This is a genomic window from Rhodopirellula sp. JB055 (assembly GCF_043100905.1).
In the GTDB taxonomy this organism is placed as follows: Bacteria; Planctomycetota; Planctomycetia; order Pirellulales; family Pirellulaceae; genus Rhodopirellula.
Window position 1 is genome coordinate 1 of record NZ_JBICHO010000162.1, and the last position, 26613, is coordinate 26613.

Annotated in this window: 19 protein-coding genes; 4 read left to right on the plus strand and 15 right to left on the minus strand. The window is 56.3% G+C overall.

Features of this window, described 5'->3' with window-relative positions; genetic code table 11:
* From ACF8AM_RS06640 to ACF8AM_RS06650, 3 genes are all read right to left on the minus strand, one after another.
* On the minus strand, positions 1-309 hold a 309-nt coding region (locus tag ACF8AM_RS06640; RefSeq protein WP_392554868.1), incomplete at its 3' end, for a PepSY-associated TM helix domain-containing protein.
* 24 nt (positions 310-333) lie between these two features.
* Positions 334-1422: a DUF1559 domain-containing protein gene (locus ACF8AM_RS06645; protein WP_392554869.1), complete on the minus strand. Its 1089-nt coding sequence runs from the start codon at positions 1420-1422 to the stop codon at positions 334-336.
* A gap of 187 nt (positions 1423-1609) precedes the next feature.
* Positions 1610-2689 (minus strand): DUF1559 domain-containing protein, encoded by a 1080-nt coding sequence (locus ACF8AM_RS06650; RefSeq protein ID WP_392554870.1) that lies wholly within the window; start codon positions 2687-2689, stop codon positions 1610-1612.
* Between ACF8AM_RS06650 and ACF8AM_RS06655 the strand changes: the two genes are divergently transcribed.
* On the plus strand, positions 2682-2945 hold the full coding sequence (locus ACF8AM_RS06655; RefSeq protein ID WP_392554871.1) for a hypothetical protein: 264 nt from the start codon (positions 2682-2684) through the stop codon (positions 2943-2945). The genes ACF8AM_RS06650 and ACF8AM_RS06655 overlap by 8 nt on opposite strands.
* 61 nt (positions 2946-3006) lie before the next feature.
* Here ACF8AM_RS06655 and ACF8AM_RS06660 read toward each other — a convergent pair whose 3' ends face one another.
* A complete protein-coding gene (locus tag ACF8AM_RS06660) occupies positions 3007-3816 on the minus strand; it encodes an ABC transporter ATP-binding protein (protein ID WP_392554872.1) in 810 nt (269 codons plus the stop codon).
* 307 nt (positions 3817-4123) lie between these two features.
* On the opposite strand from ACF8AM_RS06660, the gene ACF8AM_RS06665 reads away from it, so the two are divergent.
* Positions 4124-5791 (plus strand): enterochelin esterase domain-containing protein, encoded by a 1668-nt coding sequence (locus tag ACF8AM_RS06665; protein ID WP_392554873.1) that lies wholly within the window; start codon positions 4124-4126, stop codon positions 5789-5791.
* Here ACF8AM_RS06665 and ACF8AM_RS06670 read toward each other — a convergent pair.
* Both ACF8AM_RS06670 and ACF8AM_RS06675 read right to left on the minus strand, forming a co-directional pair.
* Positions 5784-8579: an FtsX-like permease family protein gene (locus tag ACF8AM_RS06670; protein ID WP_392554874.1), complete on the minus strand. Its 2796-nt coding sequence runs from the start codon at positions 8577-8579 to the stop codon at positions 5784-5786. The genes ACF8AM_RS06665 and ACF8AM_RS06670 overlap by 8 nt on opposite strands.
* Positions 8576-9334 (minus strand): ABC transporter ATP-binding protein, encoded by a 759-nt coding sequence (locus ACF8AM_RS06675; RefSeq protein WP_392554895.1) that lies wholly within the window; start codon positions 9332-9334, stop codon positions 8576-8578. Before ACF8AM_RS06675 ends, ACF8AM_RS06670 begins: the two co-directional genes overlap by 4 nt.
* Before the next feature lie 303 nt (positions 9335-9637).
* Here ACF8AM_RS06675 and ACF8AM_RS06680 point away from each other — a divergent pair, with 303 nt between their 5' ends.
* Complete coding sequence (locus ACF8AM_RS06680; protein WP_392554875.1) at positions 9638-12550, plus strand: FtsX-like permease family protein; 2913 nt, start codon at positions 9638-9640, stop codon at positions 12548-12550.
* Between the two features lie 44 nt (positions 12551-12594).
* On the opposite strand, the gene ACF8AM_RS06685 is transcribed toward ACF8AM_RS06680, so the two are convergent.
* Both ACF8AM_RS06685 and ACF8AM_RS06690 read right to left on the minus strand, forming a co-directional pair.
* A complete protein-coding gene (locus tag ACF8AM_RS06685; RefSeq protein WP_392554876.1) occupies positions 12595-14007 on the minus strand; it encodes a sigma-54-dependent transcriptional regulator in 1413 nt (470 codons plus the stop codon).
* 8 nt (positions 14008-14015) lie between these two features.
* The gene (locus tag ACF8AM_RS06690) at positions 14016-15437 is read right to left on the minus strand and encodes an ATP-binding protein (RefSeq protein WP_392554877.1); all 1422 of its coding nucleotides are present in this window, start codon (positions 15435-15437) and stop codon (positions 14016-14018) included.
* 257 nt (positions 15438-15694) lie between these two features.
* On the opposite strand from ACF8AM_RS06690, the gene ACF8AM_RS06695 reads away from it, so the two are divergent.
* Positions 15695-16720, plus strand: a complete 1026-nt coding sequence (locus tag ACF8AM_RS06695; protein ID WP_392554878.1) for a DUF1559 domain-containing protein — start codon at positions 15695-15697, stop codon at positions 16718-16720.
* Between the two features lie 328 nt (positions 16721-17048).
* On the opposite strand, the gene ppk2 is transcribed toward ACF8AM_RS06695, so the two are convergent.
* The 7 genes from ppk2 to ACF8AM_RS06730 form a co-directional block, all read right to left on the minus strand.
* Positions 17049-17975 carry a polyphosphate kinase 2 gene (gene ppk2, locus ACF8AM_RS06700; RefSeq protein WP_392554879.1) on the minus strand — a complete coding sequence of 309 codons (927 nt, stop codon included), beginning with the start codon at positions 17973-17975 and terminating at the stop codon, positions 17049-17051.
* Entirely contained in the window at positions 17965-18189 is a 225-nt protein-coding gene (locus ACF8AM_RS06705; protein WP_392554880.1) for a hypothetical protein, read from the minus strand. Before ACF8AM_RS06705 ends, ppk2 begins: the two co-directional genes overlap by 11 nt.
* A gap of 10 nt (positions 18190-18199) precedes the next feature.
* Complete coding sequence (locus ACF8AM_RS06710; RefSeq protein ID WP_392554896.1) at positions 18200-19360, minus strand: Na/Pi symporter; 1161 nt, start codon at positions 19358-19360, stop codon at positions 18200-18202.
* A gap of 440 nt (positions 19361-19800) precedes the next feature.
* The gene (locus ACF8AM_RS06715) at positions 19801-20850 is read right to left on the minus strand and encodes a nucleoside hydrolase (protein ID WP_392554881.1); all 1050 of its coding nucleotides are present in this window, start codon (positions 20848-20850) and stop codon (positions 19801-19803) included.
* Positions 20851-20992: 142 nt separating this feature from the next.
* Positions 20993-21607: a DUF3124 domain-containing protein gene (locus tag ACF8AM_RS06720; protein ID WP_392554882.1), complete on the minus strand. Its 615-nt coding sequence runs from the start codon at positions 21605-21607 to the stop codon at positions 20993-20995.
* Positions 21608-21704: 97 nt separating this feature from the next.
* Positions 21705-24011, minus strand: a complete 2307-nt coding sequence (locus ACF8AM_RS06725; protein ID WP_392554883.1) for a SulP family inorganic anion transporter — start codon at positions 24009-24011, stop codon at positions 21705-21707.
* 636 nt (positions 24012-24647) lie between these two features.
* Entirely contained in the window at positions 24648-26417 is a 1770-nt protein-coding gene (locus ACF8AM_RS06730) for a potassium/proton antiporter (RefSeq protein WP_392554884.1), read from the minus strand.
* Positions 26418-26613: the final 196 nt, after the last annotated feature.

The following is a 26613-nucleotide window of genomic DNA, read 5'->3' on the forward strand; positions in this document are numbered from 1 at the left end:
GCCGGTCTGCTCGGTCAGCCACTCGGCCAATTCTGGCGGCAAGGAGGCTGACTCTTCTTCCGTCGAGTTCGCAAGCAAGCTCACGAACTCCGGCGGTAAATCATCGATGACCGAATCGCGTTGCGGTTCGGTTTCAATTTGGGAAGCGTGGTTCAGCGTGATGCCGGTGATCGCAAACCCCAACATCCCGATCAAGCAAACTGCCGAGCTGGTCCAGTGCCACAACACCACCATCCGCAACACTGCGGATGAGAATCCGGTCTTTCGAATGGTGGGCGTCGCAGTCGTTTCGGCGGTCGGGGTGCTCATCGGGTGTGAAAGGCCTGCGAGAACTCAGTTGGACGAAATGGTTTCGACTTCGCGTCCCATTCGTGTCCAGCTCGCGTGCCAGATTTCTTGTTCGACCGAATCGGTCACCGCTTGAACGCTGCCGTCGGCCATCAGGACTTTGACGAGCCCGGTATGATAGCTACGAGGACCGGTGATTTTTGCCGAACGAAAGCTGAGATCGGGAATTTGACTGTTCGGTGGCAAGTAGCCGTTCATGACGGCTCCATCCGGCACCGACCCGCGAAGCCAGTAGTGGTTGCGGCTTCCATCCCAACTGTTTGTAACCGCTTCAACAGGCGGGTACTGATTCTGAGCTGCCGCATCCAAAACTGCCGTGGCGATGGAGCTGACCGACGCACGATGGGATCGAAGATCCATTTTGGGCGAAACACTGGCGACATCGAGTCCGGATCCAATGCCTGTTTCAGCGAACAGGATGGTGTGGGAGGTTCCGTCGAGAATGTCACGGAATTTCAGCTTGGCGTTGACCCAGCACATGCCGTCTGATGGAGTGCCATTGCCAGGGTGGAAGACACCATCTTGGCCGCTGCCCTGGTTCATGCTGTAGCTGGTTCCCGCGATTTGAATGGAATCGCCCGATGGCATCGTCAATCCGTGTAGAACCGCATTGACATCGCTGGGGCATTCGAACGCTGAGACTCGCGTCTGGGCGGCCTCACGCAATTCGACGGGCAAGTCTTGGGTGGCAGGGTGTCCCATCGGGATGCTGAAGTCGATCAGATCTTGCAGTTGGGATTGCTCCAAGAACGGCAAGATTTTCGCGTGAGGCGAGAAGTCGTTTGGATAAGTCGGGCCACTGAATCCATTGTTGGGGAACGCACCGGCGTAGGTGGACGCGTAGTTGTGGGTGGCCAGTCCGATTTGTTTGAGGTTGTTGCTGCACTGCATCGACCGGGCGGCCTCACGTGCGGCTTGAACGGCGGGCAGCAGCAAGCCAACCAGCACGCCGATGATCGCGATGACGACCAACAGTTCGACCAAAGTGAATCCGCGCCGCGGCTGTGAGATCGCGAACGTTTCCGCCGATTGATGGTCGATTGGCGTTGAACCAGTGTCGGTGTGGTGAGTCATTTAGGTTCTCCTAGGAGGGGCACATGCTTGTGCGAGGCGAACGTGGCTGGCGATTGAACCGAGGTTCATGGCTGGCTTCGTAATTGTGAAGATAGAAAAAAGTTGAGCGACGATTGCGATGAGCAATGTGCGACTCAGCGACGTTTGAACGATTGATGTGCGATTGAGTTGAGTTGTTGGAATCGCATCAGCGATTCTGGGAAATCGTTTCCACTTCGCGACCCATTCGCGTCCAGCTCGCATGCCAGATTTGCAAATCGATTGAGTCGGTGACGGCTTGCACACTACCGTCGGCCAAAGCGACTTTGACCAACCCCGCGTGGTTGCTGCGAGCGGCGGTGATTTTCGAAGAACCGCGTACCAAGTCAGGGATATTGCTGTTGGGTGACAAGCGGCCGTTGATAAGTGGGCCGTTGGGCACGGTGCCTCGCAACCAATAGTGATTGCGGTCGCCGTTCCAGCTGGTGATGTATGACTGAATGTTGGCGATATCTCCGGTGTCCGCGAGATCAGCGACTGCGGTGCTGATTTCGGATGAGCCCGCACGAGCGAACTGTGGGTCCATGGTGGGCGTCGGTGTGTCCGAGTCGAGCCCTCCACCGATGAGGGTTTCTGCAAAGACGATGGTGTGGCTGGTTCCGTCCAAGATGTCACGGAACTTGACTTTCGCATCGGTCCAACAAAGGCCATCCGGTTCGCCGACGCTGGGGTGAAATACACCATCCAGGCCGCTGCCTTGGTTCATTGCGTAGCTGGTGCCCGCGATCGGAATGCTGGCTCCCGATGGCATCGTCAACATGTGCACCTCGGCGTTGACGTCGCTGGGGCACTCATAGGTTGGGACTCGCGTGCCAGCCGCTTCATGCAAGCCTGCGGGTAAATCTGCGAGCGCCGGGTGCCCCATGTAGATTTCGAAATCAATCAGATCTTGCAGCTGCGCTTGCTCAAGGAATGGCAAGATCTTGGCAAACGGTGAGTAGTCACTCGGGTATCCGCCGGGCCAACTGTAGCCATTGTTGGGGAAGGCACCATTGTACGTCGAGGCGTAGTTATGAAGACCGAGTCCAAGCTGCTTGAGGTTGTTGCTGCACTGCATCGAGCGGGCAGCTTCACGAGCGGCTTGAACCGCGGGCAAGAGCAAACCAACCAGGACGCCGATGATTGCGATGACCACCAACAATTCCACCAAAGTGAAACCTTTGTGGCGAGCGACGGGGCGCGAAAAGTCAGCTTGATTCGTTTCGATGGAGATCGATTCGATGGGCATCGAAGTAGCAACGAGAGTCGAACGGGACATCAGACAATCCAGTCAAAAGGCACACGAGGTACGGATCTACTTCAGCAAATCGGGACTCACCACGGCGGTGAATTTGATCAAGAAGCGAAACGAACGTGGCTTGCTGGAAGGTGTGAACCTGTGGCTGGCTGCGTCGACGAATCTGTTATTGCGAGTCAGTCGCAATATGGTGCTGATTGATCCGGAACGTTACAAGGGGCAAAATGTGAAGCGGGGCGAAATTTGAGCTTTTTCAAGGCGAAACACTGCTTTCTCACCGGGAAACAGCGACCCTGTGTCAATTTGAATCAGGCCGAATGGACCTGTTTTTGGGCACCGGTTGAAACGATTTGCTGGTACCGAGCGGCAAGGTTCTGTGCATCAGTGCACTCATTGGTCGGGAACTGGTTCACAATTTGGCCGTCTTTGAGAACGACGACTTTGTCCGCCCAAATCGCAACGCTGGGTTCGTGAGTGACCATCACGATGGTTCGTTGTTGTTGGTCACAAAGATCTCGCAGCAGTTTGCAGATCGAGTCACCCGTCACGGAATCCAGGCTCCCGGTGGGTTCGTCAGCGAAAACGATGGCTGGATTGGTGATCAGTGAACGTGCGATCGCGACACGTTGCTGCTCACCACCGCTGAGTGCATCGGGCCGGTGGTGCAGACGATCTTCGATTCCCAATTGCAAAGCGAGTTCCTGCAGATCGGATTCGTTGGCCAAGCTTTCTCCTGCCGCGTAGAGCGGGAACAGGATGTTGTCCCTGGCCGAGAGCGATGGCACCAGGTTGAACGCTTGAAACACCAAGCCGATTCGCCGTCGGCGAAAGCAGGTGAGCTCATAGTCCGACAGCTCAGCGATGTTCTGACCTTCAATCAGAACGGAGCCCGTGGTGGGGCGAGTCAGCCCGCTCATCAGGTGCAGCAAGGTGCTCTTCCCCGACCCGCTGGCTCCCATGATGGCGACGAAAGTTCCTTCTTCGACATCTAGGCTGACATCGCGCAGCGCGTCAACGGAACGACTGCCCTGGTGATACGTCTTGGAGATGGACTGAACGGTTGCGGTGGTTGGTTGAGACGTTGCTGGCTTAGAAATGGGGGGCGTGATGGGTGACATCAAAGACGGTCGTATGAGGGGAGTGAATCAAGGGAGGCATGCCCAACCATGCACGACGTGTGCCATCGTCATCGCAGCCGCAGGGTGCATTGACACTGTGCGGCGAGAGATCACGCTATCGACCACTATTCGTGGGATGCCACACCTGATGCCAGTTTGTGCCGGACGATTGCCAGTATTTGGCATTGCCGGGCTCGTGGCGAAATAGCCGTCGCCGGTGGACGAAATTCCATCGTGATGGGCGGTGGTGATGGCGAGCCCGCCATCGACGTTACCCATTGAAGGATTCATCAAGCTTGAGGCCGATATGATTCAACGAACGAAACGATTGACCTTCCTCGCGGTTGCTCTTCTGACGGGATGGATGGGGTTGGCGTCGACACCGTTGTGTGCGGACGAAGTGCCAAGCGTCGAGTTGATGGAGGGATCGGTACACCGCGGAGTCGTTGCCTCTCAAAAAGAAAACTCAGCGGCTCGCTCAATCTTGCATGTGAACGCAAACCCAGGTGCTTTCGTGCGTGGAGCGTTTCGAGGGGAAGGACTCAAGCTTTGGTTGGTCGACTCCCGAGGAGAACGGTTTCGACGGCTTACGAACGGTGACGGAGCGATGGCGACGTTCATGTTTGTTGTCGGCGAACACGTGCCCGCTAAATTGCAGGTGTTTGGGGCCACTGATCAAACCTATGAACTGCGAATTGATTCGATCATTCCTATCACCGAGCAGTTCCAACCGGTCGATCGAATCGAGAGCCCCACGTTGGCGGCGTTGCTGGTGAAGCTTCGAGATGGCGGTGACACCAAAGACTTCTGGGACTCCATCGCTCGGAATGGTTCCCCATTGGTGGAAGACAACGATTCCGAAAAAACGCTCCGTGACGATCAAGCGTTGGTCACCTTTCTATGGCGCGGTGCCGAGCACAACGTTCGGATCTTCGGTGCTCCTTCGGGGGATCATGACGAGATGCAGCGTCTTGGGGGCAGCGACGTTTGGTTTCGCAGTTATGTCGTTTCGCGAAAGGCACGGATCAATTATCGATTGGCGCCCGACGTTCCCGTCTTCGAAGGCAGTTTTCGCGATCGTCGGCGCGCGATTCTTGCGACGGCCCAGCGAGATCCATTCAACCCAAAGTTCGAACCTTCCGACCCGGTGGATCCGTTCGATGGAAGTTCCGTGGTTGAATTGCCCGATGCTCCCGTCGTTCCATGGTTGAAACCGTCAAGGCAAACACCCGCCGGAACCGTGGAAACGCAGACCATCCAAAGCGAGATCCTGCAGAACCAACGCGACGTTCATTTTTACAGGCCTGCTGGATACGAACCGAATGCTGCTGGCAACGCGTTGTTGGTGGTGTTTGATGGAGACCGATACTTGGACGAGGTCAATCTGCCCACCATCCTGGACAACTTGACTACCGCGAAAAAGATTCCTTCGACCGCGGCGGTTTTGGTCAGCAATCCCAGCCCCAAGACTCGTTCGGTGGAGCTTCCCTGCAACGATGATTTCGTTCGTTTTTTAACCGACGAGTTGCTGCCCTTGGTGCGCGATCAATCGATCGATGCTGATCGCGAAAACACGGTGTTGGTCGGGGCAAGCTATGGCGGGTTGGCGTCGTCCTATGCGGCGCTGAAGGCGTCCGATGTGTTTGGCAACGTGTTGAGTCAATCGGGATCGTACTGGTGGTCTCCGGGAGGCGAGTTTGGCGCAGTCGATTCTGGCGAACCCAATTGGTTGATCCGTGAGTATGTTCGGGCGGATCAAAAGCCCGTTCGTTTTGTCTTGCAGGCGGGGACCTTCGAGACTGCGAGTCGAATCTTGCCCGACAACCGTCATTTTCGCGATTGCTTGCGGGCGAAAGGTTATGACGTTCACTACAGCGAATTCGTTGGCGGGCACGGCTATTTCCACTGGCGATACGCGATCGCCGATGGGTTGATTGAATTGCTTGGGAACTCTCCAGGCAAGCGGCTCAACTGAAGTCGTTTCCAGATTGAAGCAGCTCCATCGGTCGCGATTTGCCGATGGAGATGGCCGGCCAAGCGGCGATGCCAACGCCGAGTAACAGCACCAACAAAAAGCCACCCATGATCGGCAGCCACGGGATCACGAGCGGTGGATGCAGTCCGCCAAAGAAACTCATGTACTGAGCCATCCCGCTGCCGCACCATCCGCTCAAGACGCCAAAGCCAAGGCTGAGCACGCCGGCCACAAATGCGATCAGCAACCCTTCGATCAAGATCGCGCGGGTGAGGTCCGAGCTGGTGAAGCCGATTGATCGCAACACGCCAAATTCCCAACGTCGAGATCGAACGGACGCCAGCATCACGTTCAGCACGCCCAGGCAGGAAATCAGCAGCGAAACCAATGGGATGTAGCTGATGACCCAAATCCATCGACGCGCGGTGACGTCCAGGCGATGGCGAATTCCATCCACGGGAACGACTTTGGCAAGTTCGTCCTCGGTGGCATCGCTTGATGGCGTTTCCGGATCGACCGGTTCATCGGCGATGGATTGCTCGACCAGATTCTTGGCGAAGGCTTGGATGCTATCGACGTCGGCATCATCGCTCGCGTACGAGAACCACACGTGGGAAGCGGTCGGCAAGTCAAAGTCCGATGCGACCGAATCGTAATCCGCGATGACCAGAGCGGCGGCGCGGTGCGTTCGAGTTCGCAGGCCAGTGAACTTCGTCTGCCAATGCCATCCAGGAAGTTGGACGACGCCGGCGATCACATAGCTGACATGATTGTCAGCGTTCCGCGGCGGAGAGACGGAGATCGAATCGCCTAGCTGGAGTCCTGTTTCTTCGATGAAATGATCAGGGACGATGCAGGCCCCGCCTTCTTGCATTTGCTTCACAGCATGGCGAGGGTTGCCGGCGACCCATTCCAGTCGCAGCAGCGGATGTTCTCCAACCAGGGCTGGTTCGGGATCCAGTCCAATCATCACCACGTTGTCCTGGCGAATGACGGACGGACGTTCGGCGCTCCCGGTGAGATCTTCGACCAATCGAGGCTGTTCCACCACCATTGGCAAGCAACGCTGGGGGTCCACATCGGGATGGTTGGCAAGCTTTCGTGCTGCCTCCGGAACCAGTCCCGGATTCAACATCACGACGGCGTCGGGAGTCCATTTTCCTGGAATGAAGGATTCCAACATGGTGAATCCCCAAACCTGAATCCCGACAAACAGCCCCAACCCAAACGCCATCGCAATGGCGGCGCCGACGGATCGCCACAGGTGGCTGGTGATCTGGCTGGCCAGCAGCTTGGGGTCGATCCGAAACCATCGGGCGAAGGTCGGGCCGACGTGACGATCGACCCAAACGACGATGGAGGGTGCGATCACGAAGAAACCAATGCTGGAACAGAGGAATCCAATTCCCATCGCCAGACCCACACTGCTTTCGCTGGGCGGGAAGACAAACGTCAGCACAGGATTGATTGCAATCAGCGTGATTCCCACCAGCAATCGCAGCCAACCGGGACGTTGCGAGATCGATGTTTGATGAAGTGGTGCGACTGCATCGAGCGGTTTGACGCGAGTGCTGCGATATGCCGGTAGCAGCGACGCGAGGAAGGCCCCGCCCAAGGACGCCAGCACCGCGAGGCCCAAGTTTCGGCTGCCCAGTAGGATGCCATGGTGCAGCAATTCGCCAAACATCACTTCCACGATTTGCAGCAGTCCCCATCCCACAACGATGCCAGCGACCAAGCCCATCGCACCGAGCACCAACCCCTCGACCACGATCAGGGAAAGGATTTGCCGTTTGGTGAAAGCGATCGCTCGCAGGACGGCGTATTGTCGGGTTCGTTCGGTCACACCCATGCTGAGCGAGCAAAACGTCACCAGCATCGCAACCAACATGGCCACGCCGGTGGCGGCGTAGGATTGCAGTTTGACGTTCTCGGCCTCGGACGCTTGGTCGAGTGCTTCTTCGATTTCGTAGGCTTCTTGAAACTGAAGGGGCGTTTCATAGCGGTTCAACCGCGGCGCCCATCCGAATCGAAACTTCGTGATGTCGGCTTGGTCTTGGACGGAGACACCGAGCAAGCTGATTTGAAACGGTTCGCTGAGAATGTCCTCCGCCAATTCGACGTTGACGAACGCTTCCCCAAAACTCGGCGTCAGCATGGGGATCGATCCCACGCCCAATTTGGGAGTGGGGGGTGCATCGAGCAGGCCGACGATCTTGAGCGCCAACGTGTCTTGCCCGTCGGCTCCAGGACGTGGGCGTTCGACCGTCAGCCAGTCGCCGAGATGCAATTGACGAAGTTCCGCCACGTCAGCTCGCAAGACAACTTGAGGGGAGGTGGCGTCAGAAACGATCCAATTTCCTTTCGACAGATCGAAGGGAGCTTCGGGAGCATCCGTGGCCATGAACATCAGGTTGGGCAGCAATCCGCGTGGCCCGTCTCCGGGACCCAGGGAGGTCGATTGAACTGCGGGCGGCAGGTTTGAATTTTCAATGGCGATACGTTTTGCCCACATCGGATCGACGGCGACGACGGCGGGGTCGTCGCGTAGCGGTTGCAAGACATCGGGCGTCACGAAATCGTGTTCGTCTCCGCTGATGGGAGCGATGGCCAGTTCGTAGCGGCCCAGAGCCAGGTTGCTGAACTCGTCATACGTTTTGTGCAGCGCTTCGTAGCTGCTGGAAACCCAGATCACCATGCAAACGGCCGCGGCGATGGCGACCGTGGTCAGGGTTGTGCGAGTGGTGCGTTCGCGAAGAAACGCCAAGGCCAGCCGAATGACTTTCAATGCACCGTCTCCGCACCGAGTGATTCTTGATAGCGATTCGCGATGATTTGCGGGTCTCGCGTGCCCGACGTTTCAAATTCGGCCAGGTTGGTGCCGTCCTTCATGACCACCACGCGGTCCGCCCACATCGCGACGTGGGGTTCGTGGGTCACGACCACGACGCTGCGTTGTTCTTCATCGACGAGGCCACGAAGAAGCTGGCAAATCTGCGTTCCGGTGACCGAATCCAAGCTGCCGGTGGGTTCATCGGCCAACAGAATGGCTGGGTCGCAAATCAGGGCTCTCGCAATCGCAATGCGTTGTTGCTCGCCGCCGGAAAGAGCCATGGGGCGATGCGAACGTCGCTCGCTCATCCCAAGCCGATCGAGCAGGCGTTCGACGCGGTCGTCCAAGTTGCCAGCGTCGGTTGCAGGGAGGCGAATGTTCTCTTCGGCGGTCAAAGCCGGAATCAAGTTGTAGGCTTGGAAGACGATCCCCAAGTTCTTTTGCCGGAACTTGGTGAGCGCGACGTCGCCCAACTGCGAGAGATCTTGCCCGGACACGAACACTTGTCCCGAGTCGACTTGGATCAGGCCCGCCATCGCATGCAGCAGCGTGCTTTTGCCCGATCCCGACGCACCCATGATCGCCACGAATTCGCCTGGACGGACGGTCAAGTTGACTCCATCCAACGCGTGCACGGTGGAATCGCCTTGATGATAAGTCTTGCGAACTTGGTCGATTTGAAGCGGCGGTGTGATGTTGATCGAAGGCACGGAAGGATGATTCCTCAGGGTGTGGTATCCAAAGCGTTGCGGCCACAAGATCGACGTAAACGCTTGATTCAAAGGATGCGAACCATCCAAGCGAATGGAGGTTGCAATGGAACTCAAGGTGGCGACGGTAGATTCACCGTCTCTGGCGAAAATTTCACCGACGCCAAGTGACACGGCGCCTCGAATGTTCGCGTTTCGCGAACGAACAAGCATTGGTCCAATGATTGCAATCGTCGGTTGCAACTGACAATTGCAACTGTCGGACCCATCCTTTCGATTCGCCACCCAGAATCCGCAGCCTTCATGAATCCATTCCGCTTTTTGCTCCAGTTCGTCGGCGCCCAGATGCGTTTGAATCCTGGACGTTCTGTCATCACCACCTTGGGGATCATCGCGTCGACTTGTGCCGTGGTTTGGGTTGTCAGCGGTTACGACGCACTGGTGTCTCAGTTTGATGAAGACAGTGAAAAGTACCTTGGACGCTACGACCTGCTGATCATGCCCAAGCCCGGTCCACCCGGTACGGAGGCACCACCCATTGAAGCTTCTTTGGTGGAGGAACTGAAAAGCGACGCGGGAGTGTTGGAGGTCAATCCAGTCAGCCAGTCTCGCGTCACTGTCAATCCGGTCCGGACCGTCTCGGAGGATGAGAAGTCATCGCTGGATATCGTCGTGGGCGAGCGTCCGCCGGTGAACGGTGCACCGCCGCTGGACCCGACTTTGGTCAGCACACCGGCGGTCGAGCCTCCCTATGAATTGCTGGACGGTCGTTGGTTGAGCGAAGACGGCGAAGCAAAAGAAATTGTGATTGGCGAATTGGTTGCGAAAGAAAAGAAGTTGTCGGTGGGCGATGACTTGAAACTGATTTCGTTGGCCAATGAAGTTCAACTGAAGGTTGTGGGCATTGTCGAACAAGCCCCGCAGGCACCTTCTTTGATACCGCGAGGCCGTGGGGGACCGCCGTCCGGCAAACGACCAGGCAGACCGCAGCGTCCCCAACCGAAGGCAGACGAATCGCCGAGTGAAACGACCCAAACTGTGTTGGGAATGCCCAAGAATTTTTCACAGGGGATCGCCGCCAATGCGATTTATGTTCGTCCCGAACTGGCAGAATGGATCAATGGATATGCCTCCAAGCCTCAGGTGTTGCAGATCGCGATTCGTGACACGGTCACGGTGCATCAGTTTCGCGAAGTTTGGGAAGAACGACTGACCAGTGGGCGGCCCGCGATGTTGTTGGTTGACTTTGACACTGTGCGGGCGGGGATGGAACAAACTCGAACCGTGTCGGGCCAGCAAGCTCAGGCGTGGGCGGCGACGGGCATGGCGACGTTGGCGGCGATCTTCATCATCTTCTCAACCCTCAGCATGGGCGTCAGTGAACGCACACGCGAATTCGCGATGTTGCGAGCGGTCGCGTTGACGCGAGGCCAGATCGCAACCATCGTTGCAATGGAAAGCCTGTTGCTTGCCCTGATTGGTTGGGGCGGCGGATTGTTGGCGGGCTACGCGATGTTGGCCGTGGGCAGTTGGTTGGTGCCAGGTTGGTTTGGCACGAGCGCGGTGCTGGGATGGGGATGCATCGTGTTGTCCGGGGTGACGGTGTTGGTCGGTGCACTCGGGGCCGCGATTGTTCCGGCTTGGCGAGCGACTCGGATCGAGCCACTGGAAGCGATGACGTCCAAAATCTCCACTCCCGGAATGCATTCCTGGGTGGTGTTCGGCGTCATCGGTGCCCTGCTCTCTGCTCTGACTCCCCTGCTCGTGTTTGCGCTCCCCATGCCAGATGCATGGCGAGCGTGGGCGTATGGATTCCTGACATACCCGACTTTGTTGGCGGGCATGATTTGTCTGGCACCCGCCATCGTCGTGTTTTGTGAAACGGTGATCGGCCCCTGGGTGACTCACGCGTTGGGGTTGGACACTCGAATGATGAAGACTCAGTTGTCCACCAATTTGTGGCGGACTGTTGGGGCGACGTTGGCACTGTCAATTGGCTTGGGACTGTATGCCTCGACTCAAACCTGGGGATATTCCATGTTGAAGCCGTTCACCCCAGGGACATGGTTGCCCGATGCTTTGGTCGCATTCCATCCGGTTGGATTGGATGACGAAGGGATCGACGATGTTCGAGATGTGTCGGGCGTTCGAGCGGATCGCGTGATGCCGCTGGCGGTTGAGCAGGCTCGTTTCGATTGGGGTGATGCCGAGCAACCTTCCCGTGTGCAACGCGACAATGCCGTCTTGTTTGGGATCGATCCGGCGATGGCGTTTGCCGATGAGAATCCGTTTTTGACCTTTGGGTTTGTGAAGGGTGATCGAGTTTCTGCGATGGAAGCGTTGCAATCCGGTGGCTCGTGTTTGATCTCCGAAGACTTTCAAATGAGCACAGGATTGAGCGTCGGTGACGAGTTGAGCTTCACTCCGCCGACCGCTGAAAGTGAGCGAGTGACGTATCGAATCGCTGGTGTTGTGTCGCTGCCCGGTTGGCACTGGGTGACGAAGTTTTCGGGCGTGAGGCGACACTTTGTCCGGACTGCCACGGTGGTGTTTGCTGGTCGCGAAGACGTGCAGCGAGACTTTCATCTCCACCGGACGGAATTCGTTTGGATGGATTTGGAAGACGATGCGGACTTGTCGTCGATGGAATCGGATTTGCAATCGATCGCCGAACAAAAGTCAGGTGAGACCTTTGTCGCAAGTGGTTTGGGAAGTGTGAAAGCCTACCGCCCGTTTGCTCGAATGACTGCCTCAGAGAATGTTCGCAAAGCAATCAAGATTCGGGCCGACGACATGATTTGGGGAATGAGCTATCTGCCGTTGATCACGCTGGCAATCATGTCGTTGGCGATTGCCAACACGGTCATCGCGTCGGTGCGATCACGGACATGGGAGTTTGGCGTCATGCGTTCGATCGGTGTGACTCGCGGGCAGCTTGTGCGGTTGGTGCTTGCCGAAACGATCTTGATCGCGATTGGTGCCTGTGTGCTGAGTCTGATCTTTGGATTGATCGCGGGCTGGTGCGGCGTCGGGATGGCTCAGTACGTCGGTTGGTTTGCCGGACCACCGAACTTCATCATCCCTTGGTCCCACCTATCGATCGGATTCGCGATGACGATTGGGTTGTGTTTGCTAGCCGGATTGTGGCCCGTCGTGCGAATCGGTCGGGCCGAACCGCTGGGATTGCTACAAGCCGGACGAGGCGCCCAAGGATGAGCGAGACGGCGAGTCTTGTCTGTGCTTCGGGGCACTGACTTCGTTCATTGGTCGTCGATGCCATAGGCCTTGATGCGATCGCGAAGGGTGCCGCGGTGGATGCCCAGCATCTCTGCGGCTTTGGCTCGGTTGCCTCCTGTGTGCTTCATCACTGTTCGAAGCAGAGTGGGTTCCGTCGCGGCCAGGAAATCGCTGTGCAGCGTCACCGAGTCAGGCTTGGTCTCGATCGCAGTCTCTGACCAGACTCGAACGGACTTTTCCAACGCCAGAACCGGCGACGTTGTTTGCATGTCTCGCCCGGGTTTGGGATCGGGGAAATCTGCGATCGTGAGCTTGCGGCCTCGAGCGACCACGGCGGCGTGCCCCACTGCGTTCTTCAGTTCACGAATGTTGCCGTGCCAGGGACGTGAATGAAGTTGTTCCAGCAGCTCATCGTCCACTGCTGAATCGATGTCCGCGTACTTCATCGCTGAAAGGAAGTGGCGGCAAAGTGGGCCAATGTCTTCCACGCGATCTCGCAGCGGTGGAAGATGAATTTGCACGCCGGTCAAACGATGAAACAAGTCTTCTCGAAAAGCGTTGGTGGCGACGTCTTCGTGCAGGTCGCTGTTCGTGGCGGCGAGGATGCGAACGTTGGCGGTTCGTGGTTTGACGTCGCCCACGCGGCAATACTGCCCTTGTTCCAGAACTCGCAGCAGTTTGACTTGCGTGCCCAATGGCAGGTCACCGATTTCATCCAGTAGCACGGTTCCTCCTTCGGCTCGTTCGAACAATCCGGCTCGGTCGTCGCTGGCGCCTGTGAAGGCTCCTTTGACGTGGCCGAATAGTTCGCTTTCAATCAGATCAGGGTTGAGTGCTACCGGGGCGATCGGGATGTAGGGGCCGTCGGCGCGGCGGCTGTGGCGATGAATCGCAGCGGCGACAAGTTCTTTACCGGTGCCGGTTTCGCCCGTGATCAGTACGGACAGATCGCTGTCGGCGACCAAGGCGATTTGCCGAAACACTTGTTGCATCGCTGGCGACGTGCCGACCAGCACCGACGGATCGATGTCCATTGGCTGAGTCGCTGCGGGGGCCGTTCGCCGGGAAGATTTCTGTAACGCAGTGCGGCAGGTACGCAGGGCATCTTCGAGCTTGAACGGTTTGGTCAGGTAGTCGGTCGCGCCGTTCTTGACCGCCGCCACTGCGGTTTCTAGGTCGCCAAAGGCGGTGATGATGATGACCGGAGCGTTGTCTGTTGCTTCCAAAAACTTAGGCAACGCCGTGATGCCATCTTCTTTGGGAAGACGAACGTCCAGGATCACCATGGAGACATCGTTCTGACCCGCCAGTCTCAATCCTTCTTCGGCGCTGGATCCCGTGATGACCTCATGCCCTTCGCTGGTGAGCATTTTTTCAAGTGCCCAGCAAATGGATGGTTCGTCGTCGACAACGAGGATGGTGTGTGCTGTGGTCATGTCAAAAACTATGGTTCGTCCTGTTGATCTCGCGAGCAAAGCAATTGCGTGTCCAACTCAAAAATGGTTCGTTCGTTTTCACGGCGCCATCGCACCGATCCGCCCAAGTACTCGGCAGAGCGTTGAACGACGGGGAGCCCCAATCCCATGCCTTCAGGCTTGGAGGTCACAAAAGGTTCGAAGAGATTGCCAGCAACCTGTTCCGGAATGCCGTCGCCATTGTCGGTGACAGTGACACGCAGGAGATTTTCGTCCAGTGGTTGAAGGGAAACGTCGACTTCGTCACCTGCCTGAATGGCGTTGTGGATCAAATTGGTCACGGCAGCGACCCAAGTCGGGCCATCTTGGATTCGGCGTTGACGAAGGTCATCGTCCAAATCCCATCGCATGTTCACTCGCAAATGTTTCGCAATGGGAGAAAGGCTGGTGCGCACGTCGTCGAAACAGGTTTGCACCTCGGTCGGTCGGTCTTCATCTTGGCGACCGGAGGCAACCAGCAACAGACGTCGGACATAATCTTCAGACAATTCAATTTGATGGATGGCAACCCGGATGCCTTCGTCGTCGGTCGCCTGGCATTCTTGCGCGTGCAGTTCGACGGCCATGCGAGCGCCGGTCAAGCTGTTACGCAACTGATGAGCCATGCCACCCGCGATTTGGTGCAAGAGCTTTTCGCTTTGCTGGCGGTTGATTTGATTCCAAAGTTGTTTGAGCTGATGTGCCATGGAATCCACTGCGCCGCCGAGGCGACCAATCTCATCGGGCACCTCTTCATTGGATGCTTCGTCTGAGACCGCTGAATCGAAGTCTCCATTGGCCACCGCTTCGACGCGTCTTTGCAGTTTGCTGATTCGGCGAATCAACCGGGATGTCAGCCAGAACGTCAACGAACTGAGTGCAACGATCGTTGACAACCCCGTTGCTAGCGGAAGGATTGCCGCTTGCCGGCGATTGACGTTGAACTGTTCGTCTTCAAACAGAACCACGACGGCCGTGACCCGGTCCTGTCGAAGTTGGCTGCCGACGGTTTGAAAGGCGAACACTCGGAACCGGTTCCCGTCGTCGTTGGGAACGATTGTCGCAGGCAGTGGTTGCTGGTCCTGCAGGTGTGCTTTGAAGGATGCTCGAGCGGCTTCGTCTAAATTCAGTGTGGACGATGTGACGTGACCGCTGGAGCTCAGTCCGATCAGTTGCGTTCGGGTCAGATCCGCGAGAGATTCCAGGACCATCGAATTGAGCGGGAAGTTGGATTCCGACAGTGTCGATTGGATGGCCGAAAAACGCTGTTCCAGATCTTTCATCGCTCGCTGGGTGCCCAGCCAATAGGAGGCGACGGCCACCAGCACCGCGGCCAAGAGCGCCGTGGCGATGATGGGCGTGAGCAGACGAAGTCGCAGCGATCGGAGGGGAGGAGATGTCACGGGACTCATTCTATTTGGATGTCCGGGACGGAAAATTCGCCGCCGGTGGTGAAAGACCCGCCGGGCGATGGGCCGAATCGGATCATTCAGAACATGATGGGGATGGGTTTGCTCATTTTGAGGGGTCGGCACAGCGAGTGCATCAACAATTCTGCTTCACAGCCTGATTGACTTGCTTGCATTGACCACCCGGGGGCCATGGAGGCTCGGCGTCTTTGAGATCTGTGAACCACAGAAACTATGCCCCCTCACGAAGGAATCTCTGAATGAAAAATCGTTCCGCTGCTGACTCTCGCTCCGCTTTCACCTTGGTTGAGCTGTTGGTGGTGATCGCCATCATCGGCGTGTTGGTTGGGTTGTTGTTGCCCGCTGTGCAATCCGCCCGCGAGGCAGCTCGACGGATGCAGTGCAGCAACAATCTGAAGCAGATCGCGTTGTCGGTACACAACTATCAAAGTGCCTACAAAAAGTTCCCTCCCTCCGCTCTCGTTGATTTGAGCGTGACCTCCACCGGCAACAATGGGTCTTGGGGGGTGCACGGACGAATTTTGCCGTTCCTAGAACAAGGCAATGTGTACGAGAACATTGATCTGTCACTGGCGTGGGACAACCAATCTGCCATCGACGGCTTGAAGATTCCAACCTACGCCTGCCCAAGTGATCCCGGAACGGACCAAGAACGAACGTTCACCGACGGCCGGCCCACACTGTATCCCACCACGTATGGGTTCAACTTTGGTCAGTGGTTTGTGTTTGATCCCACGACGAAGCAAGCGGGTGATGGAATGTTCGCTCCCAACCAGTTCTACAGTTTTCGGGATTGCTTGGACGGAAGCAGTCACACGCTGTTGACTGGCGAAGTGAAAGCTTGGACGCCTTACCAACGCAACGGCGGCCCATCAGACACGATGATCCCGGCCGATCAAAATCAAGCCGAATTGATCGTCGCCAGCGGGGCTCAGTTCAAAAACACGGGGCACACCGAATGGCCGGATGGTCGCTGTCACCACACTGGATTCACTGTGACTTTGCCACCCAACAGCGACGTCGAATTTGAGACCGGTGGGCAAGTGTACGAACAGATGGATTTTAGTTCATGGCAAGAAGGCAAGAACGGTCAAAGTGGAAACCCGACCTACGCCATGATCACCTCTCGCAGTTATCACGTTGGATTGGTGCAAGTCGCCAGGGTTGATGGGAGTGTTTCTTCGGTCACCGATTCAGTCGAGTTGTCGATCTGGCGTGCACTCGGAACGCGAGCCGGTCGCGAAGTGATTCAGGGTGAATACTAGGCACGTGAGCGGGAGTCATTGAGCTTGATCGCGTCGCGGCGTCTCTCCGAGACGCTGTCATTTGCGAGTCTCAGAGAGACTCGCCTATCGTGAGGTTCTACCCGATCATTCCTGCCGATCTGCTCAAGCACGGGCAGGGCGGCATTTCCAGAATCGGACGCAGAATCTCGATTCTCTTTGGCGGTTGTGGGGAAGAGTCGCAACCGACTCCTTAGCAGCGTGTGGTTGAGAGTTTGAGCATGCGGACCGGCCTGAAAGCCAGTCGTCATTCTCTTGAGAGCCCACTGCATCTGGCTCGAATCGGTTTCATCCGAGATCGGTTCGAGCTTCAGTAAATCATCGGCACGATGACTTCTTGGGGGATCTCGTTGCGTTTGTATTCGTCGCTGTGAAGTCGGTCAGGAAGTTCCACGGAGTCTTGCTCGACTTCCCCGTAAGGAATCTGCGAGAGCAAGTGGTGGATGCAGTTCAGTCGAGCTCGCTTCTTTTCGTTTCCTTCGACAACCCACCACGGAGCTTCCGGAATGTTGGATCGTTCCAGCATCACCTCCTTGGCTTTGGTGTATTGCTCCCAACGTCGACGCGATTCGAGATCCATTGGACTGAGCTTCCACTGCTTGAGTGGATCGTTGATTCGGCATTGAAAACGGAATTCCTGCTCGTCGTCTGTGATTGAGAACCAGTACTTCAAGAGGATCGTTCCTGAAGCGACGATCATCCGTTCGAAGTCCGGAACGGTTTGAAAGAATTGCTCGTACTCTTCGTCGGTGCAGAAACCCATCACGCGCTCGACGCCAGCGCGGTTGTACCAACTGCGATCGAACAGCACGATTTCACCCCCTGCGGGAAGGTGCGGCGTGTAACGCTGGAAATACCACTGCGTCTTTTCGCGTTCATTGGGGGCGGGGAGCGCGACGACGCGACAAACGCGAGGATTCAACCGCTGGGTGATGCGTTTGATTGCCCCGCCTTTGCCGGCTGCATCACGGCCTTCGAACAGGACAGCGATTTTGACTTTGTTTGCAACCACCCAGTCTTGAAGTTTGACCAGTTCCCGTTTCAGTTTCAGCCGATTTCGAAAGTACTCGTGGCGACCTAGCGGCTCACGCTGATCGGTGCGCGGTTCGGTGGCCTGTTCCATCAACGCATCGCCGATTTCAGCTTCGATCTCTTCGTCGATGGAATCCAGGATGTCGTCGCGAATGCGGTCGTAGTCAGTGGGAAGGGAGTCTCCAGACACGGGTCTATTTCTCATTTCGGTGATCGTCAACGAGGAGGGCAAAAAATTCGCGAATCGATCGCAAAGAAAACTCTGCGCTCTTCAGGTGTGTTTCGAGATTCTTGATTTCGAGTTTTTGTTTGGCTTCTTCTCGACGTTGCAATTCCGCTTTCAGTTGCCCCAGCGTCGTTTCCGTGTCCTCAATCAGGTTGCGGATTGTATGCGTTGAATAGTTTTGGAAATCGGTCACTGGGTTGTGGTTAAAAGTTGCTGGAGATGCCCAGACATAGTCCTGGGATGAGGAAGAAAACCCCGACGATGTAAGCCAACGCGATCAGTTTGTTCTCTGAGGCCGTGGCACTCATCCATTCGGCGGCGCGAACCGGTTGGTAGCGTAGAAACGGAAGGCCGTAGATCACCAAGACGCCGAGCAAGTTGTAAGTCAGATGAATGAAGGCGATCTGCAAGGCCGCTGATTGGTGGCTCTCAACGCCAGTTGCTGCCAAAAGTGCTGTGACGCAGGTGCCGATATTGGCACCCAACGTGAACCGATAGATCTGCTTCAGCCCGAAGGCACCGGAGCCAGCCAACGGCACCATCAAGGAGGTGGTGGTCGACGATGATTGAACCAAGATGGTGACGAGGGTCCCCGATGCGATTCCCGCAACAGGTCCTTTTCCGATGGCTGCTCGCATGATGTCTTTGGCGCGACCGACCATCAATCGTTTCAGTAGTTTGCCGGCAAGATGGATGGTCATGAAAATCACCATGATCCCAATGGCGATGAGGATCATTCCGGCCACTCCATCGGACAAACTTTCGACCGAGCGTTTGGCACCGTTGACCACCGGCGATGTGGAGGCACTGACGAAGTTCACGCTGCCCAAGGACGCGTCGGCCACCACGAAAATGCTGGCCAGCACGCCGCCGATTCGCTCCAGCACACCGAACATCATTTCCAGCGGCAAGAAGATCACCACCGACAAAAGGTTGAAAAAATCATGGACGGTCGCAGCGGCAAACGCGCGAGCAAACTCCTTCTTCTCGCGAACGTGACCAAGTGAAACAATGGTGTTGGTGATGGAGGTGCCAACGTTGGCTCCCATGATCATCGGAACCGCCACGGAGACTGGCAGACCGCCTGCAACCAACCCAACGATGATGGACGTGACCGTCGAGGAGGATTGGATCAATGCCGTTGCGACCGTGCCAACGACCAAACCCGCAAACGGATTGGTGGCAAACGACAACCTCTCGTTGGCTTCGCTTCCGGTTGCTGTCTGGAAACCCGTGCCGATCAATCCCACGGCGCAGATCAACAGGTACCCCAAAGCGACGATGGCGATCCACTGCAGGATCTGAAAGTGGTTGCCCACGGAGGTCATTTGATTGGGCGAAGCTTCATCCAGAGCGTGCTCCACGGCGCTCTCATTGGATAAAATCATGGCGGGAAACCGTGTGGTGTGCAGAGCGGTGGCTCGAAAGGAGGAGGACGCCCGGTGGATTCGCAATCCGCTCGTTCCTGAATCGCCTGCTGCGGGCTGGTTACGTTATGAAAGGCGAATTCAATTCCATCAACCGTCTCCGGCGATTGTGTTTCAAACGACCTTACACGCGGAGTGAAGAAAAGGGAGTGTTTTCGCAGGTGAATGACGAAACCAAACGAGCGGAACGCGGCGAATCACTCGCGGAAGTTCATCAAAACTTCATGGTTCGGTGTTCACACCCGCCGCCCCCAGAACGAATTTGGATCCGTGGCGATGAAAGGATCAAGCGAACTGGGTTTCGAGCTGAATCGTGAGACGTTGGTTCTTTTGATCCATTTGAGATCCAAATTTTCGATAGCGAAAGGACGATCGACTCACTGAGCAGGATCGTCGGCTCCGCTTGCACGCTTGGGGGGAGCAACCATCAAGTCTTCGATCTTGCGAGCCAGATGCTTGGGCGCTCCGTTGATTTTGACGTAAGCGTGAGCCGTTGCTTGTGTGTCAGAGGACGCTTTTGTCCACGCGGTGATTCCTCGGTCGTCAATCTCGACGCGCCCCCCTCGGACGACCTTCCAGAACGTAGAATCCGCGCCGCGAACGGCGAACAGTGCAGCAGCTTGGTCGTAGCTTGGTTTGCCTTCGTCGATCGACATTTTGTTGCCCGGCATTGGCCGCAGTTCGTACGCCCGGCGAACGGGGTTGTTCTTGGGAGTCGCCTTCAGCCTGGCGCCAGTCACCAACTGCTTGCCGACTTCGAAACCATGCCAAATGATTTCACCCGGCCAGTGCTCGGCCACCGTTTGGGCTGCTTCGATGTGAGTGATGACGTTGGTTTCGGGACGGTTGGATTTCGGAAAGTGCCCCCCCATCACAACCAAGCGTTGAACTTTGTTGCGAACCAGTGCCGGTTCTTGGCGGATAAAATCCGCCTGGTTGGAAAACGCTCCCACACTGCAAATCGTGACGCTGTGATCGGCTGCGTCTGTCAAGATTTTTCGGTATACGTCGATGGCATCTTGGGCTTCTGAATCCGGTGGTGTGTCGTGCTGGAAATTATCTCGCAACGCCGTCGTGTACGGACTGGTTCGTTGGAACGCCGTCGGCCCCCTTTTGTCCGTGCCGATCGGGATGTCACCTCGGCCGTAGTAGGTATTGATCGCATCGACTGCCGCGGCCGATGCGTTGGTCAGGTCACGGCGATTGGTGACCACGGCCAGGATTTCGCATTCACCGCGATCAGCCAAGGCGTGCAACAGAGCCAACGCGCCCGCGTCGTCGCAGTCGCCCGACATGTCGGTGTCCAAGATCACCCGAACTGGTTTCGAAATCGACGAGGGAGCATCCGCTAGAACGGGAGACGCGGTGAAAGCAACTGTGATTGCGACGAGGTACGCGAATGGCATTGGGGGCAAGCAACGATTCATGGATGGCCTTGTAGATGGGGCTCATCATCATAAACCAAGGATCCGCTTAGTGAATCAGGTTGGCAGTGAAGAAGGTTGGCAGTGAAGAAGGTTGACGGGACAGACAAGCGGTCGTTTGGCCTCGTTCTTTTGTCAGAGGGAATCAATCCTCTGCATCAGTCGCCGGCAACGTCTCGCTGATGGCGACTGCCGAGGCCGTGAACGAAATGCCTTGCGAGTTGCTGGTGTCGACCATCACGGTCTCCACGATGGGTTGGTTCACTTCCGTACCGGCTTGCCATTCGACAAGGAAGCTGGCACCGCTGCCTCCCATTTTGTCATCGCGTTGAATGACAAATTCGGTGGCCGCGAGTGGAGCGAGTTGCAATGGTTTCTGCAGCAACGATCGAATCTCTTTTCCGCTGGTGTCAAAGTAGCGCACGGACGTGATCACGATTTCATGATCAACGTCGGTGTTGCGAATGTTCAGTGTGACCGTCAGCAGATACGGATCACCCTTTTGGTGATAAACATGCGAATAGGCAGGGACGTAGAGTCGTTGCCCCGTGACCGGATGCCATGGCATGGTGTCCAGTTCGACTCTCGCTTCGTCACGAACGCTGGGAGATTGAGGCGGGAAATTTTCTTCGATCGCGCGAAATCGAAACTCGATGAAAATCACCAGCAGCACAATCGGAACGATCACGAACAGAAACGTCAGCAGTTTGAGATGCCGCGAAATTTGTTCGACGCGTTCTTCACTGAAGGGAGTCGACATGAGAGGACGCTTGGGGGGAGATGAATGGGCGTGAACGCTGGGTTCACGCCCTGGTTTTTCATGCGAACAGATCGTGTGGACACGTTCGCTCGAAACGTTACCCAGTCACTTCTGCTGGAGGATTCGAGGTTGACTCTGTTGAGAGTCCCGAACCACTGTCCCCGAGGAACTTCGTGTGGCCGGTCTTCACATCATACAACGCACCGATCACCTTCACACGTCCGTCTTCCACCGCTTCGCGAATGATGCGGCTGCGTTTGACGATTTCGTCGACAGTGTGCATGACATTGGCTTCGGCCACCTTGTCCACATACTGTTCTTGAGCTTCTTCGGACAGATGTCCGATTTTTTCCGACGCATCGCCGGGAACGCAGGGTGCGATTTCATCGACGATCGACTGCAGGTGCTGGCAACCCGTAGTGGCTTCGGCATCTTTGTGGGCGGCGATCAACTCGACCGACGAGGTCACTGCACCACAACGAGTGTGCCCGAGGACGGCGACCAATTTGACACCGGCAACTCCAACGGCGTATTCCAGGCTACCCAGCGACTTGGTGCCGACGATGTTGCCCGCCACGCGGACGCTGAAGATGTCACCGACCCCAAGGTCAAAGACCAATTCCGTTGGAACGCGTGAATCGATGCAACTCAGGATAGCGGCCAGCGGATTTTGACCCGCCGCAGTTGCGTTGACTTGTTGCCCCAAGTCACGATTCAACCGAGTGCCGCTGGCGAACCGCTGATTCCCGTCATGCAAAATCTTGATCACTTGGTCCGAGGTGACCTTGGCTTGCAATTCGCGGGAAGTGAAGTCTGCAAATTGCTTGGCGTCGCTCAGTTGGTACTTTTGCCGGAACCCTTTGAGGTTGACGGAGATATCGCGGGTCGGAGCAATGTTTGTCTTGAAATCCCGGAGCAGACTCAACACATCAGGATCGATGTAGTCGGATCCTGACGCATCAATCACCAATTTGCTTCCCGGCTGAGTTTCGTTGAGCACTCGGTCCAACGCCGCTCGGTTGAGGAAGCTGACTTGGTTGGAAAGCTCGATGTGAGTGACGTCGCCATCGACTTGCGTTTCCACAATGCGACGAATTGGACGACGCAAATTACTGTTGAGGATGAACAAAATGCTGATCGCCAAACCGATCAAGATTCCGATCAACAGGTCCGTCACGACGATCGCGACGACGGTGACGATGAAGGGGGTGAACTGGTAGCGTCCTTCCTTCCACATCTGTTTGAAAATCGTGGGGCTGGCCAGTTTAAAACCGGTTACCAGCAGGATCGCGGCCAAGGCCGAAAGCGGGATTCTATTCATCAACGTTGGCAAGAAAGTGACACTGATCAACAGCAACGCACCATGGAATATGGCCGACAGTTTCGTTTTCGAACCCGACGCAACGTTGACCGAACCACGAACGACGACCGAGGTCACAGGAAGTCCGCCAATCAAACCACAAACCATGTTGCCGCACCCCTGTGCGATCAATTCGCGACTGGGAGGCGAGTTCCGCTTGGCTTTGTCGAGCTTGTCGACCGCTTCCAAGTTCAGCAGCGTTTCCAAAGAGGCCACCACGGCGATCGTAACAGCCGCAATGTAAATCGCTGGATCAAATGTTCGGCTGAAGTCAGGCAGTCTGAGGAATCCAAAGAACTCCGAGAAGCTTTGTGCGATCGGGATCTGAACCAAGTGCGAACCGCTGACCAACCAGTCTTGCCCCATGTTGGTGAATCCCATGTTCAATAGAACGCCGACGATCACAACGATCAGCGGAGCCGGAACCAAGGACTTTTTGAGCGTTGGGATTCGATCCCAAATCAAAAGAATGGCGACGGAGAGAAAGCCGATCACCATCGCCCCCATATGAATTTCACCAGCGAAGATGGTGAGCAATTCAGAGAACGTGTTCTCCTGGTCGGGCTGGATGAACGACATCTCACCTTCGGGGTCGGTGTCGTGACCGAAGATGTGAGGGATCTGTTTCAGAATCAGGATCACCCCGATCGCGACCAGCAACCCTTTGATCACGCTGGAGGGAAAAAAGGCGGACAAAGCACCGCCCCGGGCAATCCCGAAGATAATTTGGATGACGCCAGCAATCAGCACAGCCAACAGGAATGCTTCAAAGGAACCGAGTGTCGCGATTTGAGCGGCGACAATCGCGGTCAAGCCTGCCGCGGGCCCGCTGACGCTGGTGTGCGATCCACTGATCGCAGCGACCACCAGACCGCCGACGATTCCAGCGAGTAACCCGGAAAAGAGATCGGCACCGGATGCCAAAGCGATGCCCAAGCAAAGAGGCAGCGCGACGAGAAAAACCACCAAGCCCGAGATCAGGTCTTGGATGACGGAAGTGGGAGTGTAAAGAGTGGTCGGTTTGGGGACTTCGGATGTCGACATGGAAAATCCTTCGCAAAACGAAAACGTCGTGATGCAAGTGAAAGAGGCGAATCAAGACAGTCGAACTTGGACGCAGCACCCGCGCAGCGATGGATCACTTCGGTCTTCGCGGATCATGCCACGGGGCAACCGTTGGGATCTGATGTGCCAACGGGGCCCGCCGAACACGATGTTCCGGCGGGAGGTGCTTCGCAAAAGTTCAGAGACGAAACGGTAGGACGTACCGGTGGCCTAGCACCGCATTGGCGCAAGCAGTCCGTTCGCGATTCGGTGACCGTCGATTGCTGAAAGAATGGGCCGTGTCCGAAGGACCTGATTTTGGTCCGCCAAAGGTTCTCGAGAGAGAACAAATCCACCCTGAGTTGACCGAAGTTGCTGAACACGCCGGTGCGAAGAGCACGGGACGCGTTCTTCGATTTCCTCCGTTTCGGTTTGCCGGCCATTGCCCAGCAGCGAGCGGGAGACAGTTGTGGAAATCCCCAGGGTTGGGAACGCCAGCAAACACAGCATCATGATTGACATCATGCGGCTGCCGCGACCCATCTCAATTTGATTTGGAGAAATGTACAAACTGCAGTTTGGATTGGACGATAACAAGTGTGATGGCGAGCCACACGACTCTCCCAAATGGACAATTTATTCTAGTGGCAAGCCGGTTGCGGACAAGGACGAATCGGGCGTTCGCTCCGGTTCTGGAAGGATTGTCATGCCCACATACTGAACTGTTCCATCGGAAGATAGTTCGCGTAAATGAAGAACAATCTGGTCAATTTGGATCGATGCACCAACCTTCATCTCGTCTTCGCCCAAATGCAATCTTAGCAACTCATCGATCGTGAGATTGCCATCATCTGCCAGTTTCAACTCATAAAATTGCGCCAGTTCACGGACTTTGATCGAACCTCGCAAGGGGAACTCCAGTTCCTGAGGCAATTCTTTCGTGTGAGCCTTCGTGGGAGCAAAGACGCGATCAACCATCGCCCGAATGCTCGGACGTAGCACAACCACCACATGGTCGCCCTGCTTCAATTCGGATCGACCTTGAGGCAATACGGTTTGCTCGTCGCGAACGATCAACGCAATGACCACTCCATCGGGAAGGGCCAAGTCTTTGATCATGCAGCCCGACGCCCGCGAATCTTGATCGATGTAGTAGTCCACAATGTCCCCGTCGACATTTTGTAGCGAGCTGATCTCCAGCGTGACCGGCGTCTTCTGGTTCTTGGGGACTTCCAGATTCAGCGCGCGGGCCACCGCAGGCAGGGTCCACCCCTGCACGAGTGCGGAGATCAATACGACGAAGAACACGGTGTCAAAGATGACAGAGGCCGCTGGAAGTCCTGCCATCATCGGGAAGGTTGCCAGCGTAATGGGCACCGCTCCTTTCAACCCCACCCAAGACAAAAACGACAATTCGCGAATCGTGAATTGGAAGGGGAGTCCACACAGGAACACTGCGATGGGGCGGGCGATAAAAATCAGCACCGACGAGATCAAGAGAGCTGGAATGGCGACATCCCACAGCCGACTGGGAAAGGACAAAATTCCAAGCGCCGTGAACATCAGGATCTGGCACATCCACGCCAAAGCGTCGTGGAACAAAACAATGCCTCGCAGGAAGACGGGGCGTCGATTGCCAATTACCACCCCGGTCAAATAAACCGCCAGGAACCCACTTCCGCCGAGTTCAGAGGCCATGCCAAAGGAGAACAGACCCAGAGCGGTCGCCATCACGGGGTACAAGCCCGCTGCCTCCAAGCGGATGTGCTGCAACAACCACGCACCGATCCAGCCCACTGCCAATCCCATCCCAGTGCCGACGACGGCTTGATTGAGAAACAGCGTGACCAACCCAAACCCAAAGGGTGTTTGGCCGGTCAGAACCTCAATCAAACCGACGGTCAAGAAAATCGCCATGGGGTCGTTGGACCCGCTTTCGACTTCCAACGTGTTGGCCAATCTTGGGCGGATGTTGACGCCACCTCCTCGAAGCACCGAAAACACAACCGATGCATCGGTCGAACCCACAATACTGCCCAGCAGTAACCCTTGTGTCCAACTCAGGCCGAGGAACCAAGACGCCGCCCAACCGGTGATCACCGCAGTCACCACCACGCCCACCGTGGCCAGCAATGACGCCGGCTTCCATGCCAGTTGAAACGCTGTGTAGGGCGTTCCAATCCCACCGTTGAACAGGATCAAACACAATGCCGCGGTGGCGAAACCGTGAGCCAGCGTGTAGTTCTCAAATTCGATTCCGCCGATGCCTTCGGATCCCGCCAGCATGCCAATGGCAAGGAAGATCACCAGGACGGGGACACCCATTCGCGCCGAAAATTTATTCGACGCAATCCCCAGTAGCAGCAAACTCCCGGCGAGCAGGATCAGGGTTTCAATGCTGAACATGGTTGGGTGAGCAAGTTGAGTTGAAGTGAACGGATCGAGGTGATTGGAATCGGTTGGTCCGGCTCCTGCCGAGTGACTAGTCTACGAAACCAAACAAAAAACCGGAAAGCCCGCGCCGCACTGTCAACAAATTTGACGGTGGCGACGCGAGCCTTCCGGTGACTGGCTGGCTTTCAAGAAAAGCCAGATGCAGGAG